Raw genomic sequence first — 18,126 nt, forward strand, 5'->3', positions numbered from 1 at the left:
ATGTGCGGCGGTGGACGGGCTCCACGGGCCGACTGCCCTCCCGTCCGTGACCCCTACTCCGATTTTCGCTTCCGACCCGCTCTCCTCGGTGGCCTGTGCGACCGGCGAGATCCTGCTCGCCCTGACGGTGGGGGGCACAACCTTCCTGTACCTGACGCCGTGGACCGCCGCGGCGGTCGTGGCGCTGATGACGGTGGCGGTGATGTCGTACCGCCAGGGGGTGCGCGCTTCTGTGCGGCTTGGAGGTTGGCGAGGCCGGAGCCCGTTACCGATCGGTGAATCCAAATTCAGCCGCCGCCACTGACCACGATGCGGAGCATATACTTCCACTTCAGAAAGAACTCTGGTTGCTGCTGCACATGCTGAGGGATACTCAGGTCGCATGTGGCACGTTCAGCCGTACCACCAGTTGGCTCTCCGTGCGGCTCGTCCAGAAATGTGAGCGCTAACACAGCGCTCTGAGGCAATTGCCGTCCATGACGACGCCTCCTGTCCCGTACCGGCGATCCCAATGATGGAAGGAGGACGCCATGTCGGTCTGGTCAGCGCGCGCCGCGAGGTGGCGGGTCGGGGGTGGTCGCTTGGCAGCCATGGCGATTTCTACCAGGGACACGACTCCAGCACCGACGGCATGGACTACGGCCTCCTGCCGTACCGGTCGGGCGTGCTGACACTGCAGCGCTAGGCCCTGTCCTGGCGATCTTGTCGGATCAGCGTGCGGCGTCGGGCTGTGACATCGGCCGCCGGCGCGGCGGGTCCGACGTCGCACGCCCGGCAAGATCGCCCGGACAGGGCCTAGAGGCCCGTCTTCTGGCGGTCCCCGGCCGACGCCCATCCCTTCAAATCCCCACCGAACAAGGGATTCGAGCAATGACATTCACACTTCGGCGGTGGCCGCAACGCTTCCTCGCCTTGGCGATAAGCCTTCTCTGCATGATGGCATTTCTTCCGGCCGCGGCCCGGGCGGACAACCCGATCGTGCAACACATTTACACCGCCGACCCGGCGCCGCTGGTCTACAACGGCCGGGTCTACCTGTACACCGGACACGATGAGGACAACTCGACGACTTTCAGGATGCGCGATTGGCGGGTTTGGTCCTCGTCGGACATGGTGAACTGGACCGATCACGGCTCGCCGATGAGCCTTGCGACCTTCAGCTGGGCCGGCGCGGACGCCTGGGCGGGACAGGCCGTCTACCGCAACGGCAAGTTCTACTGGTACGTGCCGGTGCGAATGACAAACGGATCGCAAGCCATCGGAGTCGGGGTCTCGGACAGCCCAACCGGGCCGTTCCGCGACGCGATCGGTGGTCCGCTGATCCAGAATTCCGAAATCGATCCCACCGTCTTCATCGACGACGACGGGCAAGCCTACCTGTATTACGGAAACCCGAAGCTGTGGTACGTGCGGCTCAACGCCGACATGATCTCGTACTCAGGCAGCCCGACGCAGATACCGCTGACCACCGCGGGGTTCGGCACCCGCACGGGAGATGCGAACCGGCCCACCCTGTACGAGGAAGGCCCGTGGTTCTACAAGCGAAACGGCCTGTACTACATGGTGTTCGCGGCGAAATGCTGTTCTGAGTTCATCGCCTACTCCACCTCGCCCGGCCCGACCGGACCGTGGACGTACCGCGGCACCATCATGCCCACGCAGGGCAGCAGCTTCACCAACCACGTCGGCGTCGTCGACTTCAACGGCAGCTCGTACTTCTTCTACCACAACGGTGCCCTGCCGGGCGGCGGTGGCTACACCCGGTCGGTCGCGGTGGAGAAGTTCAGCTACAACGCCGACGGCACCATTCCAACGATCAACATGACCACGGCCGGAGCGCCGCAGGCCGGCACGCTCAATCCCTATGTCCGTCAGGAAGCCGAGACCATCGCGTGGGGCAGCGGCATCGAAACCGAACCCTCCAGCGAGGGCGGAATGAACATCAGCTGGATTGAAAACGGCGATTACACCAAGGTCAAGGGCATAGCATTCGGCACCGGTGCCGGCTCGTTCACCGCCAGGGTGGCCTCAGGCACCAGCGGCGGCCGAGTCGAGCTGCACCTGGACAGTACTACCGGGCCGACAGTCGGGACGTGCACGGTGTCGGGCACCGGAGGCTGGCAGACCTGGAGCACGGTCTCGTGCCCTGTCACCGGTGCCACCGGGACCCACGACCTGTACCTGCGCTTCGCTGGTGGCAGCGGGTCCCTGTTCAACATGAACTGGTGGCAGTTCACCTCCGGCCAGCCCGGCTTCTCGTCAACGGCCGTCGCCCAGCACAGCGGGTACTGCCTGGACGACACCGACTTGAGCACCACCGACGGCACTCAGTACCGGCAGTACACCTGCGGCACCGGTGAGGAACAGCGGTTCGACTTCCGCCCGGTGCAAGGGGTGGCGGACACCTACTCCTTGGTGAACCGCTACAGCGGCAAGTGCCTCGACGTCGGCGGCGCTTCCACCGCCGACGGCGCGGCGGTCAACCAGTGGACCTGCCACGGCGGCACGAACCAGCAGTTCACGCTGCGGCAGGTCGCCGCCACCGCCAACGACTACCAGCTCGTCGCGGTGCACAGCGGCAAGTGCGTGGACGTCAGCGGGATCTCCACCGCCGTCGGAGCACTGGTCCACCAATGGACGTGTGACTCCGCCGGTGCCCTGACCACCAAGAAGAACCAGGTCTGGCGCCTGACCGGCAAGAGCTGAACCACCACAGGGTCGGGCCCGGGCCGGAAACTCGGCGCCCGATCCTGTCCAGAGCCGTTTGCCGGCCGGGTAGCCGGTATACGCCACTGGACGAGCGCAGTTTCAGGTCAGGTCAGTTGCAGGCGGTTCTTGGTTCATCCTGGACCCACCGAGCGGAATCCGGTGAGCGTGGCAGGTGTGGGTAACTGCCGGGTGGTGGCCGCCCCGGTGGCGGGATCTCCGAGGTCCTTCGTCGGGGGCAGTCGGTCCGGTTGGCGGGCGGTACCCGATGGTCGTCCGCAATGCTTCGAACGCAGCCTGCCCGGGCCGGCGTTCGGGTAGGTGGAAGGCCAGGACCTCAGCACCGGCGGCCAACCAGGCCGGGACCGCGATCAGTCGGCGGTGGACATCTCCGGTGCGGGCTCTGGAGTGGAACGCGGACGCGAGGGTGCCGACGGCGTGGGTGAGGCTGTGCGCGAGCTTGGCCAGGGTGAGCGAGGCGGCGTTCGCGGCGAACTTCCCCGACGGAAGGTGACCGGGTGCGGAGTCCTCCAGATCCTGGAAGACCTGCTCCACGATCGCGTGCGGACGGCGGCACCGCTCGGCCTCGACCACAGGGAAGGCGCTGTCGGTGAACACCACATGGAACCGCCAGATCTTGCTTGGCGGCGCCGTGGACCTGCTTCACCTGGGAGTCGATGTCCAGTGGACGAGCTGGTCAGCGCGTCCGTCGGGAGCGCGAGATCGCGGTACGGCGGCGGGCAGGGGCGGGTAGCTCACGTCGATCCCTCGGTCAGGGGCAGCGTTCAAGCGCTTCGAACGCTTCGCGTGCGGCACTGGATATGTCAACAGCCGCTTGGCGATAGGGATTTGACATATCTAAATGGTTGTCGAACGGGAAGTGGTGCCGCATCCCCTGGCGCTAGCTGCCGGCCAGGGCGCCGACGTCGGCAAGAGGATCATCGGCCGCAAGCGCAGCATCGTCACCGACACGATCGGCCTGCGCGGCAACTGACGTACCGACAACTCGTCCAGGTGGAACTGCACATGACCACGGCCATGCCCATTCGGATCGGCGTCTACCTGGCGCACCCGCGAATCGGCAGCTTCAACCAGGCGCTCTACCACGCAGTCGTGGACGAGCTGCGCGGCCGCGGCTGCGAGGTTCTGGCGCGCGACCTGTACGCCGAGGACTTCGCTTTCGCCCGCTTGGCTGAGGAGACCGGCACCGTTGCCGACGCAGCCGACACCAGCGATCCCCACCTCGCGCTGCACCGTGCCGAGGTCGCCACGCTCGACGCCCTGGTCCTCATCCACCTCAACTGGTGGGGAATGCCACCGCCGTCCTGGCCGACTGGGTGCAGCGGGTCGTCGTCCCCGGGGTGGCCTACAAACTCGGCACCGCCGACGGAGAACCCGCCGACTTGCTCAAAGCAGGCCGAGCCCTGGTACTGAACACCTCGGACACTCCCGCCGAGCGGGAGCAGGACGAGTTCGGCGACCCCTGCAACGAATTTGGGCCGCCTGCGCCCTTCCGTACGTGGGCGTCACCGACGTGCGACGCATCGTCCTGCGCACCGTGACCAACTCGCCCGACACCACCCGCGCCTACCGGCTCCGAACCGGGACACCCCGGGCCCTCACCCGCATCAGCCACTTCGCAGCACTTCGCCCCGCGGAGAACCAACTCGACGCGGCGAAGCCATAGGGCCTGAATTGACCAACGGCGTCCGTCGTTCCGGTGGGGCCCCGGCGCCTGTTGCCCCGTCAGAGACCCGTGCCGCTGCTTCCGTGTTAGCCGTCGAGCCGGTCGTGGTAGTCGCGGTGGTCGGTGTGCTGGTCCCTGTCGAACTCGGGGGAGTTCTTGATCTCGTCCTTGGTGCGGTTCACCCACGCGGTCTTCTCCGCCGTGTCCACCCGGCTGGTGGTGCCGGCCAGCCGGAGGACCTCGCGGCCGAAGATCCACGGGCCGGTGTCGACCACGATGTGGGCCGTGTCCACGTCCTCGGTGTGCTTGTCGACCTTGCCGATGTGCCCGTCGGTGGCCTCCACCCGGTACCCGGTCAGATCGGTGGCCGCCGCGTAACCCTCGGTGCCCTCGTAGCCCCACAGTCCGCTGCTCACAACTGCCTCCTCGCTGTTCGGTGTCGCTCTGACGCTGGGTCGGCTACCACCCCGTGGCCGGCACGCCTGCGACTTCCGAGAGACCCGGACCGGGGACGTCCCGATGCCCCGGCTCGGCAAGAGCACGGGGCGGCTGGGGTGTTGACGCCCCGATCGGGGGCAGGCGGGTCGGCACCGGATCGCTTCGTGGAGCTGGAGGCCGTGGACATGATGCTCCTTCTGTTGGTGATGCTGATCGGGGCGGCTGCCGTCGAGGTGGCCGTCGGCCCGAGCGGGCGCCATCGGGGCCCGCGTCGGCTGGCGCCGGTCGACACCGAGCGCCAGGGTGACGCCCGCCACCGTCGCTGAGTCCTCCTCTGCGACGAGCGTGCGGTTCCTGCGCTGATCTCTGCCTCGTTACTCAGTGCGCCCCGGGGGCCCGCGTCTGTCGACAGGGCCAGCGCGGGGCGATGTCGGGGTTGCCGGCTCCGGCCGCGATCGGTTCAGCGACCGGGCTCTCGCGGCGCGGCAGGGCTCGGCCGCTCCGACAGGCAGGCACCCAGCCCGAGCAGTCGGGTGCGAAGAGCACGCGACTAATCGCGTTGGCGAGCAGCGGCCAGCTCCACGGCCTGTACCAGGATCGGCTTGCCGGCCGGCAAGGGGTTCCCGCCGCAGTGGTCGAAGTGAAGGTGGCAGTTCACGACCCGGGAGACATCGGCGAGGGTGACGCCGACCGCCGCGAGGGCGCCCTCCAGCGGCCGTCGTTGGGGACCGTAGTGGGCCTCGGTCTCGGGATCGGCGGCTTCGACACCGGTGTCGAAGAGGATCAGTCCCTCGTCGCGCCGCACCAGATAGTCGAGCACCGGTTCAACCCGCGGCTGAGGGCCGCCGGTCTCGGACGCAGGTCGGACGAAGTACCCCAGGTCGAGGCGATGCACCGCTGTGTGCTGCTCCATCCGGTCATTCTGGCGCGCCGTTGTGTTCTTTCCAGGGGGTCTGCCGACAGCGGACACAGCGGCTCCAAGAGAGGACAGCGGCGGACGCGGTGTCCTCCTCGGCCTGTTTCCGGACGTGTTGGATTTCGCGGTCGAAGGCCCCGGGACCCGACCCAGTCGAAGGCCCCGGGACGCACCCCAGTCGAGGGAGTCGGGACGCACCCCAGTCGAGGGAGTCGGGATCAGATCCTGCGGAGGTAGATCTGAGGATTGCTTCCGTCGGTCCACCCGGGGACCAGGTCCGTCGCCCAGGAGTAGAACGTGATGTACGTGCCGGAGGGGGACAGTGCGCCCGCGTATCCGCCGCCGTCCGTCCCGGCGGCAGCGGTCGTGACCACGCGCGTGGTACCGAGGAGCAGGTCGCGGACGAAGACATGGTAGGCGCGGTTGAGCGGTTGAGGCACGAGGTTGGTGGGCAGCGACTGGAAGGCGACGTAGCGCCCGTCGCCGGACAGGGAGGCGAAGTGGCTGCCGCTCCAGCCGTTGCCCGACACCCCGTCCAGGCCGATCGATGCCTTGACCGTCGTGTTGGTGCGCAGGTTGTGGACGAAGATGTCGCCGGTGGGATTCGCCGGGCCGTCAGCGGTCAGCCCGTTGGCGCCGGACAGGAACGCGATCGTCGTGCCGTCGCTGGAGAAGACGGGGTCGGTGCTTGAGCCATGGGCGGTACGTCCGGATGGGTCTCATCTGCGTCCGATCAGTAAGACGGTGGCGTAAGTGCCTTGGCAGAGCAGGGAGGTGCGAGGACGGTGCGGCTGGATATTACGGCAGACCGCACTCAGATACCGACAGAATCGAACAGAATCAGCCAGTGTGGTGTGTGGGTCTGAGCTTCCGCGTGCGATTGCGCTGGATTCACCGGTGTTCGGGAAGCCGAGCCCGACTCTGCAGTTCCACGACGCGGCCGAGCGCGGACGAAGCGGCGGCAGCCCCAAGGCCGGCGGTCCGGCATCGCCCCACCCGCAAGGGGCAATGCCGGGTTGCCGGTCTGACACGGTGTTACTTGCTGTGTGTGCCCTTCCGCCGGCGTCCGCGGAGGGCCAGTGCGCAGCCGCAGGTGCGCTTCACCCCTCGGTGGACACCCGGCGCGGAAGGGTCGCCGCTCGCTGGGGATTTCTGTCGGCACGACATCCGGACGGGTCCAGCCGACGCACGCCTACCTTCAGCACTGGCGGGAGGGTGCGCCCTCGACCGAGGAGCAGACCGAGCGGCTGTGGCAGCTGCGCGCCGAGGCCGACGTGGCGCGGGAGGCGGTCCGCCACCACCGGTAATGTTCACAGGCCATCGAGGCAGGCTGCACCGGGTCGCGGACGAGGCCGTGTCGGCGCCCGTGAAGGCGGCGCAGCAGACCGTTGCCAGCCGACCACCACAGCTGGCTGACGCACTGTTACCTCGTGGGTTCGGATCTGCTCGACTCCAGTAGTGACCGCTCGGCCAGGGGTGCGGGCTTCAGCGGACGGACTGCCGCCTCCGGCCCGTCTGCGGTGTATGCCCGAATTTGACGGCTTGTTCTCTCAGCGATGCGACCGCTGCGGCGGTATCCGCCCTCAACCGCGCGGCGGCGGCTTCCATCGTCTTCTCGGCCGACGTCTCACCCGCGTCCGGTTGTCGGCATTCGTCATCGCTCATACCCCTTCCTCTGCCCCGGATCCTTCCGTCGAATCAGAGGGTTGTTCGGGTAGCGGCCCGACGTGCAGATGGTCGCCAACGGTCGCCAGTACCCCGACCTGCTGAATCGAGAAGTCCCCGTGGGCGGGAATCACGCTCGGCCGGAGATGGTGGAACCTCGACGGTTCGACGAACTCCATCAACCGTGGGTACCCGACCACCACGGCGAAGAACAACACCGTCAAGGACAAACCAGATCCTCTACACGATGCAGGTGCTCGGCGACTCCGCTCCCATCTACACCCTGGGCAGCCGGCTGACCCGGGCCGACCGCAGGGCTCCCCGCATCCTCGGCGAAGCGGGGAGCCCTACGGCACGCGGGCGCTCTCCCGTGGACGTCAGGGTCAGTGGAGTGCGACTGCGGTCCAGGACACGGGCGGCAGTTCGATGGTGAGGACGCCGTCGGTCAGGGTGGCGTTCGGGTTGGTGTGGGGGACCACGCGGTCGGGTTCGGCGAGGGTGTTCTTCGCGTACACGTCCTGGTCGGCGAGCGTGAGTGCCTCAAGGATCCGCGAGGAGCCCAGGCTGCGGACGTCGACGGTGACCTGGGCGGGCTGCGAGAGGCTGCGGTTGACGAGGAAGAGCGCGGACCGGTCCTTCTCGACGGTGGCGACGGCGTCGATGACGGGGGCCTCGCCGTGGCGTGCCGTGGTGTACGTCGGCGACTCGATCGCGGGGAGGATCACCTCGCCGGCGGCGAGCCGGCTGGTGATCGAGAACGGGTAGAAGGAGGTCTGCCGCCAGGCCGGGCCGCCGGGCTCGGTCATGATCGGTGCGATCACGTTGACGAGTTGCGCGAGCGACGCCGAGGTGACGCGGTCGCTGCGCTTGAGGAGGGTCATCAGCAGGTTGCCGACGACGACGGCGTCCGCTGCCGAGTAGACGTCCTCCAGTTGCCGGGGGGCGTGCCGCCACTCCTCGTTGACCTCGTCGGACTCGTGGAACTCCTTCTGGTACCAGACGTTCCACTCGTCGAACGAGATGTTGATCTTCTTGTTGGAACGTTTCTTGTAGCCCACGTGGTCGGCGGTCGCGACGACGGTGTCGATGAAGTAGTCCATGTCGGTCGCCGAGGCGAGAAAGGAGCCGAGGTCGCCGTCGAGCTCCTGGTAGTAGGCGTGGCAGGAGACGTAGTCGACGTGGTCGTAGGTGTGCTCGAGCACCGTGCGCTCCCAGTCGCCGAAGGTCGACATCCAGGAGCCGGAGGAGCCGCAGACCACGAGTTCGAGGTCCTTGTCGGCCATCTTCATGGCCGAGGCGGTGCGGGCGGCGAGCTTGCCGTAGTCCTCGGCGTTCAGGAAACCGGTCTGCCAGGGCCCGTCCATCTCGTTGCCGAGGCACCACATGCGGATGTCATGCGGCTCCGGCGTGCCGTTGGCGATGCGCAGGTCCGAGAGCGCGGTGCCGGACGGATGGTTGGCGTACTCCAGCAGGTCGAGGGCGGACAGGATGCCACGGGTGCCGAGGTTGACCGCCAGCATCAGCTCCGAGCCGGTGAGCTTGAGCCAGGCCGTGAACTCGTCCAGGCCGACCTGGTTCGACTCCAGCGAGTGCCAGGCCAGATCGCGGCGCACCGGGCGCTTGTCGCGCGGGCCGATCGAGTCCTCCCAGCGGAAGCCGGAGACGAAGTTGCCGCCCGGGTAGCGGATCGTCGTGCTGCCGAGCTCACGGACGAGGTCGACGACGTCCATGCGGAAGCCGTCCTTGTTCGCGCTGGGGTGCTCCGGTTCGTAGATTCCGGTGTAGACGCAGCGGCCGAGGTGCTCGACGAAGGAGCCGAAGGTACGGCGCCGGACGGGAGCGACGACGGCCTGCCGGTCCAGGACGATGTGAGCGCGGTGCAATGCGGTGGTCCTCTGCTGTGAGGTGCGGAGTCGGGTGACGGATGTCCTACTTGACGGCGCCGGCGGTCAGGCCCTTGCGCCAGAACCGCTGGAGACTGACGAAGGCGACGAGCAGGGGGATCAGCGACAGGAACGCCCCGGTGATCGGCACCAGCGGCGGCACGCCGTTGGCGAACTCCGAGCGCCACTGCACCAGTCCCACCGTGACGGGCTGAAGCGAGGAAGAGTTGAGCATGAGCGAGGGCAGCAGGTAGTTGTTCCAGATGCCGACGAACTGGAACAGGAAGACGGTCACCAGGGCCGGGGCCATCAGCGGCAGGGCGATCCCGAAGAAGGTGCGCCTCTCGCCCGCCCCGTCAAGCCGCGCCGCTTCCAGCAGTTCGTCCGGGACGGACGCCGCGGCGAAGATCCGGCACAGGTAGACGCCGAACGGGCTGACGCAGCTGGGCAGCAGCACCGACCAGTACGAGTCGGTCAGGTTGAGCTTCGCCATGAGCAGGAACAGCGGCAGGGCGAACATCGGCGCCGGAATGAGTACCGAGGCGAGGATGACGTTGAAGACGCTCTCCCGGCCACGGAAGTGGAACTTGGTCAGCGCGTAGCCGGCCATCGCGGACAGCAGGGTGCTGACGGTCGCGCCGACGAGGCTGTACAGCGCGCTGTTGGCGAGCCAGGTGGAGAAGACTCCGCCCTCGAAGCCCAGCACGGTCCTGACGTTGGTGATCAGGTCGAAGTGGGAGAACCACAGCGGCGTACCGGTGTAGAGGTAACCCGACTCCTTGGTCGCGGAGACGAACAGCCACCACAGCGGGAGCAGCGTGTAGAGGGCCATCAGGCCCAGCACCCCGTTGACGGCGACCCTGCTCGCGAGCTCGGTGCCGCGGGGGGCCGGTCGGGTCGGTCGGCCAGCGCTGACCACGCTCATGCCATCGCTCCCTTGCGCTGGGTGTACTTGAGGAATCCGAACGAGAGCACGAGGGTGAGCAGCGCGAGCACGACGGACTGGGCGGCGGCCAGGTTCTGGTTACCCAGGTCCATGCCCAAGGTCGTGTTCATGATGGGGGAGAACTTCGGCGAGACGCCCGGGACGCGCGCACCGACCAGCACCGCCGGCTCGGTGTACATCTGGGCCGTCCCGATGACGGAGAAGACCGTGGTCAGCACCAGTGCGGGACGCACCATCGGGATCTTCACCGCCCACGCCAGGCGCCATCCGGTGCAGCCGTCGAGCGCGGCGGCCTCCATCACCTCGGCGGGGATTGTCTGCAGCGCGGAGTAGATGATCAGCATGTTGTAGCCGGTCCAGCCCCACGTGATCATGTTCCCGATCGAGACCGGGACCCACGACGGCGACAGGAAGTCGACGTCGATCCCGAGGTGGGACAGCGGTCCGGTGAACGGTGACAGGCTCTTCGCCAGGAGGAAGGACCACATCACCGCGGCGATCGCACCCGGCAGCGCGTAAGGCAGGAAGAACGCGAGCCGGAAGGTCCTGCGCAGCCGGGCCGAGCGGGAGTCCAGCAGGAGCGCGAGCAGCAGGGCCAGGCCGAGCATGACCGGAACCTGGACGCAGCCCAGCAGCACGACCCGGACGATCGACGCGGTGAAGTCGTGGTCGCCGAAGGCGGCGGCGTAGTTCGACAGTCCCGCGAATTCCGTGGACTGCGTACCACCGAACAGCCCGGCACGGTGGACGGTGAAGAAGCTCTGGTAGATCGCGTAGCCGATCGGCACGATCATCATGGTCAGGAAGAGCACCGCGAACGGCGCCAGGAAACCCGACGCGGTCGACGCGGCACGGCGGCCGCCGCGCCGTGGCCGTCCGGCGGGGGAGACGCGGGGGGTGACCGCGGGCGCCGACCGCGGCGGCGACGCGGTCCGGGTGCTGCTGGGACTGCTCATGGAAACCTCGCTGGGCGGTTCGTCGTCAGGGAGCGGGTTCCCGCGGCGCCGGGTACGGGCGGCCGCGGGAACCCCTTCGGGCAGCTCGGGTCCCGCCGCCTCAGCCGTTGGTCACCGACAGTCCGAGCTGCTTGATCGCGGCGACCGTCGAGGCCTGGACCTTGGTGACCGCGTCCGGATAGCTGCCGGAGCCGATCGCACCGGTGAAGTCCGTCTCGACCTGCTGATAGGTCGGCCCGTTGGTCCAGGTGGTGGGGACCTGCGCGGCGGACGCCTTGTACAGATCGCCGACCTTCTGGCCGCCGAAGAACGGGTCACCCTCCGTGAGGGACGGGTCGTCCTGTCCGGCCTTCGACGCGGGGTACAGCCCGGCGTCGATGCCCGTCTTCACGGCCTGCGGGTCACCGGACAGGAACGCGGCGAACTGTGCGGCTTGGTGGGGCGTCCTGCACCCGGTCATCACCGAGGTGGCCGAGCCGCCGTTGAAGGAGCTCTTGCCGTCGCCGGCCTCCCAGGTCGGCATCGGGGCGACCGCCCACTTGCCGGCCTGGCCCTTCAGGTCCGACTTCAGGCCGCCGGCGGACCAGGACGCGCCGACGAAGGTCAGCACCTTGTCCTCTTCGGAGGCCTTGTTGTGCAAGCGGGTCTGTCCAGCTGACACTCCCGACGCACAGCACGGGAGGAGCTGACAATCCCACAGGTTCTGTCCGGTTCGCCACGGTTGAGGCCGGGAGTGTCAGCCAACTTTCGTACAGTCCCGAGTGGGGAGAGGAGGCGATGTCAGAAGCGGCAAGGCGGGACGTACCCATCCTCTCTCGGCGGGGTGCGCATCCTGCTATTGGTTAGCTTCTGATGCATCGTCATATGGTGCCACGTGATGGCACACAAGTTGCATCGCCGAGGGTTCGTGAGCGGAGGTAGATCCGGCGGGCCGCGAGGGCGGTTAGACCTGAGCAGACTCCCTCACGAGCTGACAGAGACTCTGGGACCTCCACGACTCCATCCGGACCGGAAACTGTTACGCCGACCAACCCGCCCGGCCGACCAGGTGGCAGACTCACCCCTGAAGACTCCGGTCGGTGGCCGTTGCAGGGCGGACCGACGGGTAGTGGATGCGCACGTGCTCCGACCGGTCGCCGCCGAGCTAGTGGACGAACGTGGCCCGGTGCTGGCCAGGACGTCTACGACTGCGGCGCGCACGCCGAGGGCGATTGCCGCCCGCTCTTCGTTCGACCATGCCGCGATCCGGTGCCAGTGCCCTGCGGAGTCGCCGACCTCGACCTCAGGGGCGAACAGCTCCCGGTAGGTCCGGGGCTCGGGTCGGTCGTGGATCGTTGGGATATAGGCGAAGCCTGAAGCCTGAAATCGGGGCGAACGGTGGGCGTGTCACGTTCAACCCTCCGATCACTGCACAGGATGTTGTGGTCTTCAGGGGGACGTCGCCAGTAGGCCCTGGGATTCGCGTGGCCGCCCCGGCAAGCGCGCGAGAGACTTTCATCTCGGGAACCAGCCCGGCTGCTGCTCTTGTAACGAGAAGGGCTGCTCGGCTCAATGACTTGATCGACCAGATTGCGGTCGGCCAGGCTCTCAGCCGCCACCAACGCGTCGCCTCTATTAAAGCTCTCCTGATCCACGGCACTCAGCCGCTCGGTGGGCTTGAAGACGCGGATTTTCCAGTCGAACAATGTCTAGGCTACGGCCCTCTAGCGCGGGATCTCACAGATGGATGCGGTGCTAATGAGGCAGTCGTCCTGTTCGCTGGCACAATCGGAGCGAACCAAGAGCAAGATCTCGAGTTCCCTCTGCCCGATGGGCTGAATATTCGCGAGGCTAAGCGAGTTGAAGCGACTCTGGCCTGGCTAAGTCCTATCAACTGGCGCCATCGACAATATAGGCGTGCCGCACTTCAATTCGTCAAGCCGAGCGGTCCTATCCTAGATCTCGGGACCCCTGTCGGCCTGTCTAAGGACACAGCAAACCGTGGTGCAACAAACAATTCTGCGCCAATACTGGCAGACTGAAAGGACCTTCGCAGCTGGTCAGGGCTCCAGTATGACGGTGCGCGTCAAATGCCTGGAGCAGGCTGGTGACCTTGAGGGAGATTCGGTTGACTATGCCGTAGCTCTTTCCATGTGGGTCGGCCCAACGGTACAGGTCGACGTTTACTCCCAAGTTAGGGACCAGATCCGCAGCCGGGTCTCCGTGAGGCCCGGAGGGTAAGAGAACATAGATATGTCCCCCGGGACGACACCTGAATAAAGAATTGCTGGACCTTGAAGGCTGCCACCTCATCAATGGGGTGGCAGCCTTCAAGGTCAACGCATTTCGGTAAATCAATGTGCTGCGATCTGAAGCCGGCCTCAGCGAGATCGGCTCCAGCCAGTGCGGCTACCCAGTGTGACCAACGGTCGATGCGCGGTGCAGGGCCTACCCGCTGCGGGAGCGGTAGCGGGAGGACCGGCCGCGAGTTCGATCTGGGTGCACACCCGGTGCACATCGCGGGGATGTCGCGAGCCCGGCGCGTATCGCCAGATTCCGTTTCCGCAGGTCAGCGACTTGCCGACCTGCGGAAATGCCAAGATGGAGATTTGCGTTTCCGCAGGTCAGAGGGCCCTCTACAGGTCGTAGTACAGCTCGAACTCGTGCGGGTGCGGCCGCAGCGCGATCGGGGCGATCTCGTTCGTACGCTTGAAGTCGATCCAGGTCTCGATCAGGTCCGGGGTGAAGACGCCGCCCGCGAGGAGGTACTCGTGGTCGGCCTCCAGGGCCTCCAGGACGGCGCCGAGGGAGGCGGGGACCTGGGGGACGGAGGCGTGCTCGTCGGGCGCCAGCTCGTACAGGTCCTTGTCGACCGGCTCGAGGGGTTCGATCTTGTTCTTGATGCCGTCGAGGCCGGCCATCAGCATGGCGGCGAAGGCGAGGTAGGGGTTGGAGGACGGGTCGGGGGCGCGGAACTCGATACGCTTGGCCTTGGCGTTGGAGCCGGTGATCGGGATCCGGATCGCGGCGGAGCGGTTGCGCTGGGAGTAGACCAGGTTGACCGGGGCCTCGAAGCCGGGGACCAGGCGGTGGTACGAGTTCACCGAGGGGTTGGTGAAGGCGAGCAGCGAGGGAGCGTGCTTGAGCAGGCCGCCGATGTAGTAGCGGGCGGTGTCGGAGAGGCCCGCGTAGCCCTGCTCGTCGTAGAACAGGGGGGAGCCCTCGGTCCACAGCGACTGGTGGACGTGCATGCCCGAGCCGTTGTCGCCGAAGATCGGCTTCGGCATGAAGGTGGCGGTCTTGCCGTTCCGCCAGGCCACGTTCTTGATGATGTACTTGAACAGCATCAGGTCGTCGGCGGCGTGCAGCAGGGTGTTGAACTTGTAGTTGATCTCGGCCTGCCCGGCGGTGCCCACCTCGTGGTGCTGGCGCTCGACCTCCAGGCCGGCGGCGGCGAGTTCGAGGGACATCTCGGCGCGCAGGTCGGCGAAGTGGTCGACCGGCGGGATCGGGAAGTAGCCGCCCTTGTACTTGACCTTGTAGCCGCGCACGTCACCGGTCTCGGCGCCGGAGTTCCATGCGCCGGCCTCGGAGTCGATGTGGTAGTACGAGGCGTTCGCGCTGGTCTCGAAGCGGACCGAGTCGAAGACGTAGAACTCCGCCTCGGGCCCGAAGTACGCGGTGTCGGCGATGCCGGAGGAGGCCAGGTAGGCCTCGGCCTTCTTGGCGACGTTGCGCGGGTCGCGGCTGTAGGCCTCGCCGGTGATCGGGTCCTGGATGAAGAAGTTGATGTTGAGGTGCTTCTCCTTCCGGAACGGGTCGAGCCTGGCGGTGGTCAGGTCCGGGACGAGCGCCATGTCGGACTCGTGGATGGCCTGGAAACCGCGGATCGACGAGCCGTCGAACATCAGGGTCTCGGACGGGTCGAAGGTCGCCGCAGGCACTGAGAAGTGCTGCATGACGCCCGGCAGGTCGCAGAACCTCACGTCGACGAACTTCACGTCGTTCTCCGCGATGTACTGCTTGACCTCGGCGGCGTTGTTGAACATCCATCCTCCTCAGCGGGCCGTGTGGTGGCTCACCCTAGGAATCTGCTGTTTCCGGCTGGTGACTCCACCGTTTCCTGAATGTTAACCGCGCCGGTCGGACGGGCGGCAAACGCGTACGGTTCCGGGCAAAACGCCGCCCCCGTCGAGGGGCTGTCCGGCAAGTGGTCTGGACCACTCGAGGGAGTCGGCCGAAGCCGAATCACCCGTACGGGGGGAGGGGCCCGAAGATCGCCCGTGGTGCCCGGATAGTGTGGATTCGTGGACACCAGAGATGCGTTGGGATCGTGGATCGACGGCCCTAAGACCGCCGCCGAGCGGATGGGTGCCGACTTCGGCTACCGCGGCGAGCGCCTCGGCCTACCCAAGGATGGCCCCGGCGCGCTGGCCGGCCCCGGGCGGCGGATCGGAGCGCTGTTCGTCGACGGCTGGCTGTGCAGCCTGGTGGCGTACGGGCTGGTGAGCCAGGGGGTCGCGGCGCACGCCAACCTGTGGTCCACGCCGCTGTTCTACGTGGTCACGGCGGTGCTGCTGGCCACCACCGGCACCACGGTCGGCAAGCGGCTGTTCGGCCTGCGGGTGGTCCGGCTGGACGGCGGCCGGGCGTCCATCCCGCAGGTGCTGCTGCGCACCCTGCTGCTCTGCCTGGTGGTCCCGGCCGTCGTCTGGGACCGGGACACCCGGGGCCTGCACGACAAGGCGGTCGGCACCGTCGAGGTCCGGATCTGACCGCACGCCAGGCGCCTCGCAAGTCGAACGGCCCCACCGCGAGATGCTCGCGGCGGGGCCGTGGTGTGTCGGTGGGGGAGTGGTCAGCGGGCCTGGCCGCCCTTGGGCATCCGGGCGCCCTTGGGCATCGGGCCCTTGGGGATCGGTGCCTTGGAGAGCAGGTCTCCCAGGGCGCGCAGCCGGTCGTTGGTCTCGGTGACCTGGCCCGGGGTGATCGCCCGCGGCAGGCGCATCAGGTGCACCTGGAGCTTCTTCAGGGGCACCTCGCCCTCGCCGTTGCCCACCACGATGTCGTGCACCGGGACGTCGCCGACCACGCGGGCCATCTTCTTCTTCTCGGCCGCCAGCAGGCCGCGGACCCGGTTCGGGTTGCCCTCGCCGATCAGCGCGATGCCAGGACGGCCGATCGCCCGGTAGACCGCGTCCTGGTTACGGGTGACCGCGACCGGGGTCGGGTTGGCGTTCCAGCCACGCCGGATGTTGTTCAGCACGGCCGCGACGGCGCCGGGCTGACCCTCCATCTGACCGAAGGCCGCCTTCTCGGCGCGTCGTCCGAAGACGATCGCCATGGCCAGGAAGGCCACGATGAAGCCGAGAATCCCCAGGTAAACCGGGTGGTCGAGCACAAAGCCGATGGCGAGGAACACGCCGAAGGTGATGAGGCCGACGGCCGCGATGATCAGGCCGATCTTGGTGTCGACCTTCTTGGTCATTGTGTACGCCTGGCGGATCTGACTGAGCCGCCCAGGGGTATCCGATTTTTGCCTCGCCATAACGCTCATGGTACGTGGCGGGGGCACGGGATATCCAAGGGGCGCCCCCAGCTGTGACCGGGGATCGCCGACGCGGGTCGGAGATCAGGCGCGCCGCAGCGCACCGGCCTGCTCGGCCGGGAAGAGCGCGGCGGCCTGGGAGCGGTCGGCGGCGTGCCGGCTGTTCTCGCAGACGGCCGACCAGGCGTTCCTGCGGGCCCGCTGCTGACCACCCGTCAGGAGCATCCGCTCGGTGCGCCGCAGGACGTGGACGACGATTCCGGTCTTCTTCGGCATGCTTCCAGCCTCCCCCTCGGGTGTTACCGGACGGTGACCTGCCGGTCAAAGCCGGATGAAAGAAAGCCGGAATGCAAGCGGGGGCGGGGCGTCCCGAGAACGCCCCGCCCCCGCTCGGTACGTCAGACGCCCGCGCGCTCGCGGTGCTCCAGCGCCTGGCGGTACAGCCGCCCGGCCCGGTACGAGGACCGGACCAGCGGGCCCGACATGACGCCGGCGAAGCCCAGCTCCTCGGCCTCCTGCTGGAGCTCGACGAACTCGTGCGGCTTCACCCAGCGCTCGACGGGGTGGTGCCGGACCGAAGGCCGCAGGTACTGGGTGATGGTGATCAGTTCGCAGCCCGCGCCCACCAGGTCGGCCAGCGCCTGGCTGACCTCCTCGCGGGTCTCGCCCATGCCCAGGATCAGGTTGGACTTGGTCACCAGACCGGCCGCGCGGGCCTGGGTGATGACGTCCAGCGAACGCTCGTAGCGGAACGCCGGGCGGATCCGCTTGAAGATCCGCGGCACCGTCTCGACGTTGTGCGCCAGTACCTCGGGGCGGGACGAGAAGACCTCGGCCAGCTGCTCGGGCACCGCGTTGAAGTCGGGGATCAGCAGCTCGACGCCCGTCCGCCCGGTGGCCCGGTCGGCGGTCAGCGCGTGCACCTGGCGGACCGTCTCGGCGTACAGCCAGGCCCCGCCGTCCGGCAGGTCGTCCCGGGCGACACCGGTGATGGTGGCGTAGTTCAGGTCCATCGTGACGATGGACTCGGCCACCCGGCGCGGCTCGTCCCGGTCGAAGTCGGCGGGCTTGCCGGTGTCGATCTGGCAGAAGTCACAGCGCCGGGTGCACTGGTCACCGCCGATCAGGAAGGTCGCCTCGCGGTCCTCCCAGCACTCGAAGATGTTGGGGCAGCCGGCCTCCTGGCAGACCGTGTGCAGCCCCTCCTTCTTCACCAGCGACTGGAGGGCGTTGTACTCGGGGCCCATCTTGGCCCGGGTCTTGATCCACTCGGGCTTCCGCTCGATGGGGGTCTCGCTGTTGCGGACCTCCAGGCGGAGGAGCTTCCTGCCGTCGGGCGCGACAGCGGACACGTGCGACTCCTAGAACTAGACGGGGTACCCCCAGGGTACGCCTGTGCTTG

At 67.5% G+C, this 18,126-nt stretch carries 17 protein-coding genes and 1 pseudogene; 6 read left to right on the plus strand and 12 right to left on the minus strand.

The window, feature by feature from the left end:
- Positions 1-46 precede the first annotated feature (46 nt).
- The 4 genes from ACKUU6_RS23935 to ACKUU6_RS23950 all read left to right on the plus strand — a co-directional run bounded on the left by ACKUU6_RS23935 (position 47) and on the right by ACKUU6_RS23950 (position 4,140).
- Positions 47-304: a hypothetical protein gene (locus ACKUU6_RS23935; protein ID WP_407990619.1), complete on the plus strand. Its 258-nt coding sequence runs from the start codon at positions 47-49 to the stop codon at positions 302-304.
- A gap of 629 nt (positions 305-933) precedes the next feature.
- A complete protein-coding gene (locus tag ACKUU6_RS23940) occupies positions 934-2,706 on the plus strand; it encodes a family 43 glycosylhydrolase (RefSeq protein ID WP_415927192.1) in 1,773 nt (590 codons plus the stop codon).
- 862 nt (positions 2,707-3,568) lie between these two features.
- Positions 3,569-3,700: a hypothetical protein gene (locus tag ACKUU6_RS23945; RefSeq protein ID WP_407992303.1), complete on the plus strand. Its 132-nt coding sequence runs from the start codon at positions 3,569-3,571 to the stop codon at positions 3,698-3,700.
- Positions 3,701-3,732: 32 nt separating this feature from the next.
- Positions 3,733-4,140 carry an NAD(P)H-dependent oxidoreductase gene (locus ACKUU6_RS23950; RefSeq protein ID WP_407990622.1) on the plus strand — a complete coding sequence of 136 codons (408 nt, stop codon included), beginning with the start codon at positions 3,733-3,735 and terminating at the stop codon, positions 4,138-4,140.
- A gap of 339 nt (positions 4,141-4,479) precedes the next feature.
- On the opposite strand, the gene ACKUU6_RS23955 is transcribed toward ACKUU6_RS23950, so the two are convergent.
- Positions 4,480-4,809, minus strand: coding sequence for a PRC-barrel domain containing protein (locus ACKUU6_RS23955; RefSeq protein ID WP_407990623.1), 330 nt, complete (start codon positions 4,807-4,809; stop codon positions 4,480-4,482).
- A 207-nt stretch (positions 4,810-5,016) separates the two neighbouring features.
- On the opposite strand from ACKUU6_RS23955, the gene ACKUU6_RS23960 reads away from it, so the two are divergent.
- Positions 5,017-5,157, plus strand: a complete 141-nt coding sequence (locus ACKUU6_RS23960; protein ID WP_407990624.1) for a hypothetical protein — start codon at positions 5,017-5,019, stop codon at positions 5,155-5,157.
- A 233-nt stretch (positions 5,158-5,390) separates the two neighbouring features.
- On the opposite strand, the pseudogene ACKUU6_RS23965 reads toward ACKUU6_RS23960, so the two are convergent.
- The 8 genes and pseudogenes from ACKUU6_RS23965 to glnA all read right to left on the minus strand — a co-directional run.
- Positions 5,391-5,744 (minus strand): annotated as a pseudogene (locus ACKUU6_RS23965) (MBL fold metallo-hydrolase); the annotation flags it as partial.
- A gap of 221 nt (positions 5,745-5,965) precedes the next feature.
- Positions 5,966-6,277, minus strand: a complete 312-nt coding sequence (locus ACKUU6_RS23970) for a hypothetical protein (RefSeq protein WP_407990625.1) — start codon at positions 6,275-6,277, stop codon at positions 5,966-5,968.
- 955 nt (positions 6,278-7,232) lie between these two features.
- A complete protein-coding gene (locus ACKUU6_RS23975; RefSeq protein WP_407990626.1) occupies positions 7,233-7,412 on the minus strand; it encodes a hypothetical protein in 180 nt (59 codons plus the stop codon).
- 383 nt (positions 7,413-7,795) lie between these two features.
- Positions 7,796-9,295 (minus strand): alpha-N-arabinofuranosidase, encoded by a 1,500-nt coding sequence (locus ACKUU6_RS23980; RefSeq protein WP_407990627.1) that lies wholly within the window; start codon positions 9,293-9,295, stop codon positions 7,796-7,798.
- 46 nt (positions 9,296-9,341) lie between these two features.
- Positions 9,342-10,220 carry a carbohydrate ABC transporter permease gene (locus ACKUU6_RS23985; RefSeq protein WP_407990628.1) on the minus strand — a complete coding sequence of 293 codons (879 nt, stop codon included), beginning with the start codon at positions 10,218-10,220 and terminating at the stop codon, positions 9,342-9,344.
- Positions 10,217-11,197 carry a carbohydrate ABC transporter permease gene (locus ACKUU6_RS23990; protein ID WP_407990629.1) on the minus strand — a complete coding sequence of 327 codons (981 nt, stop codon included), beginning with the start codon at positions 11,195-11,197 and terminating at the stop codon, positions 10,217-10,219. Before ACKUU6_RS23990 ends, ACKUU6_RS23985 begins: the two co-directional genes overlap by 4 nt.
- Positions 11,198-11,297: 100 nt before the next feature.
- Positions 11,298-11,837, minus strand: a complete 540-nt coding sequence (locus ACKUU6_RS23995; RefSeq protein ID WP_407990630.1) for a hypothetical protein — start codon at positions 11,835-11,837, stop codon at positions 11,298-11,300.
- Positions 11,838-13,812: 1,975 nt separating this feature from the next.
- The gene (glnA, locus tag ACKUU6_RS24000; RefSeq protein WP_407990631.1) at positions 13,813-15,225 is read right to left on the minus strand and encodes a type I glutamate--ammonia ligase; all 1,413 of its coding nucleotides are present in this window, start codon (positions 15,223-15,225) and stop codon (positions 13,813-13,815) included.
- Between the two features lie 258 nt (positions 15,226-15,483).
- Between glnA and ACKUU6_RS24005 the strand changes: the two genes are divergently transcribed.
- Complete coding sequence (locus tag ACKUU6_RS24005) at positions 15,484-15,951, plus strand: RDD family protein (RefSeq protein ID WP_407990632.1); 468 nt, start codon at positions 15,484-15,486, stop codon at positions 15,949-15,951.
- Between the two features lie 83 nt (positions 15,952-16,034).
- Here the strand turns inward: ACKUU6_RS24005 and ACKUU6_RS24010 are convergent, their stop codons facing one another.
- From ACKUU6_RS24010 to ACKUU6_RS24020, 3 genes are all read right to left on the minus strand, one after another.
- Positions 16,035-16,724 (minus strand): DUF4191 domain-containing protein, encoded by a 690-nt coding sequence (locus tag ACKUU6_RS24010; protein WP_407990633.1) that lies wholly within the window; start codon positions 16,722-16,724, stop codon positions 16,035-16,037.
- Positions 16,725-16,808: 84 nt separating this feature from the next.
- The gene (locus tag ACKUU6_RS24015; RefSeq protein WP_407990634.1) at positions 16,809-17,000 is read right to left on the minus strand and encodes a hypothetical protein; all 192 of its coding nucleotides are present in this window, start codon (positions 16,998-17,000) and stop codon (positions 16,809-16,811) included.
- Between the two features lie 122 nt (positions 17,001-17,122).
- On the minus strand, positions 17,123-18,076 hold the full coding sequence (locus ACKUU6_RS24020; RefSeq protein WP_057232964.1) for a lipoyl synthase: 954 nt from the start codon (positions 18,074-18,076) through the stop codon (positions 17,123-17,125).
- Positions 18,077-18,126 lie beyond the last annotated feature (50 nt).

Source organism: Kitasatospora sp. CMC57 (assembly GCF_045866025.2).
Lineage (GTDB): Bacteria > Actinomycetota > Actinomycetes > Streptomycetales > Streptomycetaceae > Kitasatospora.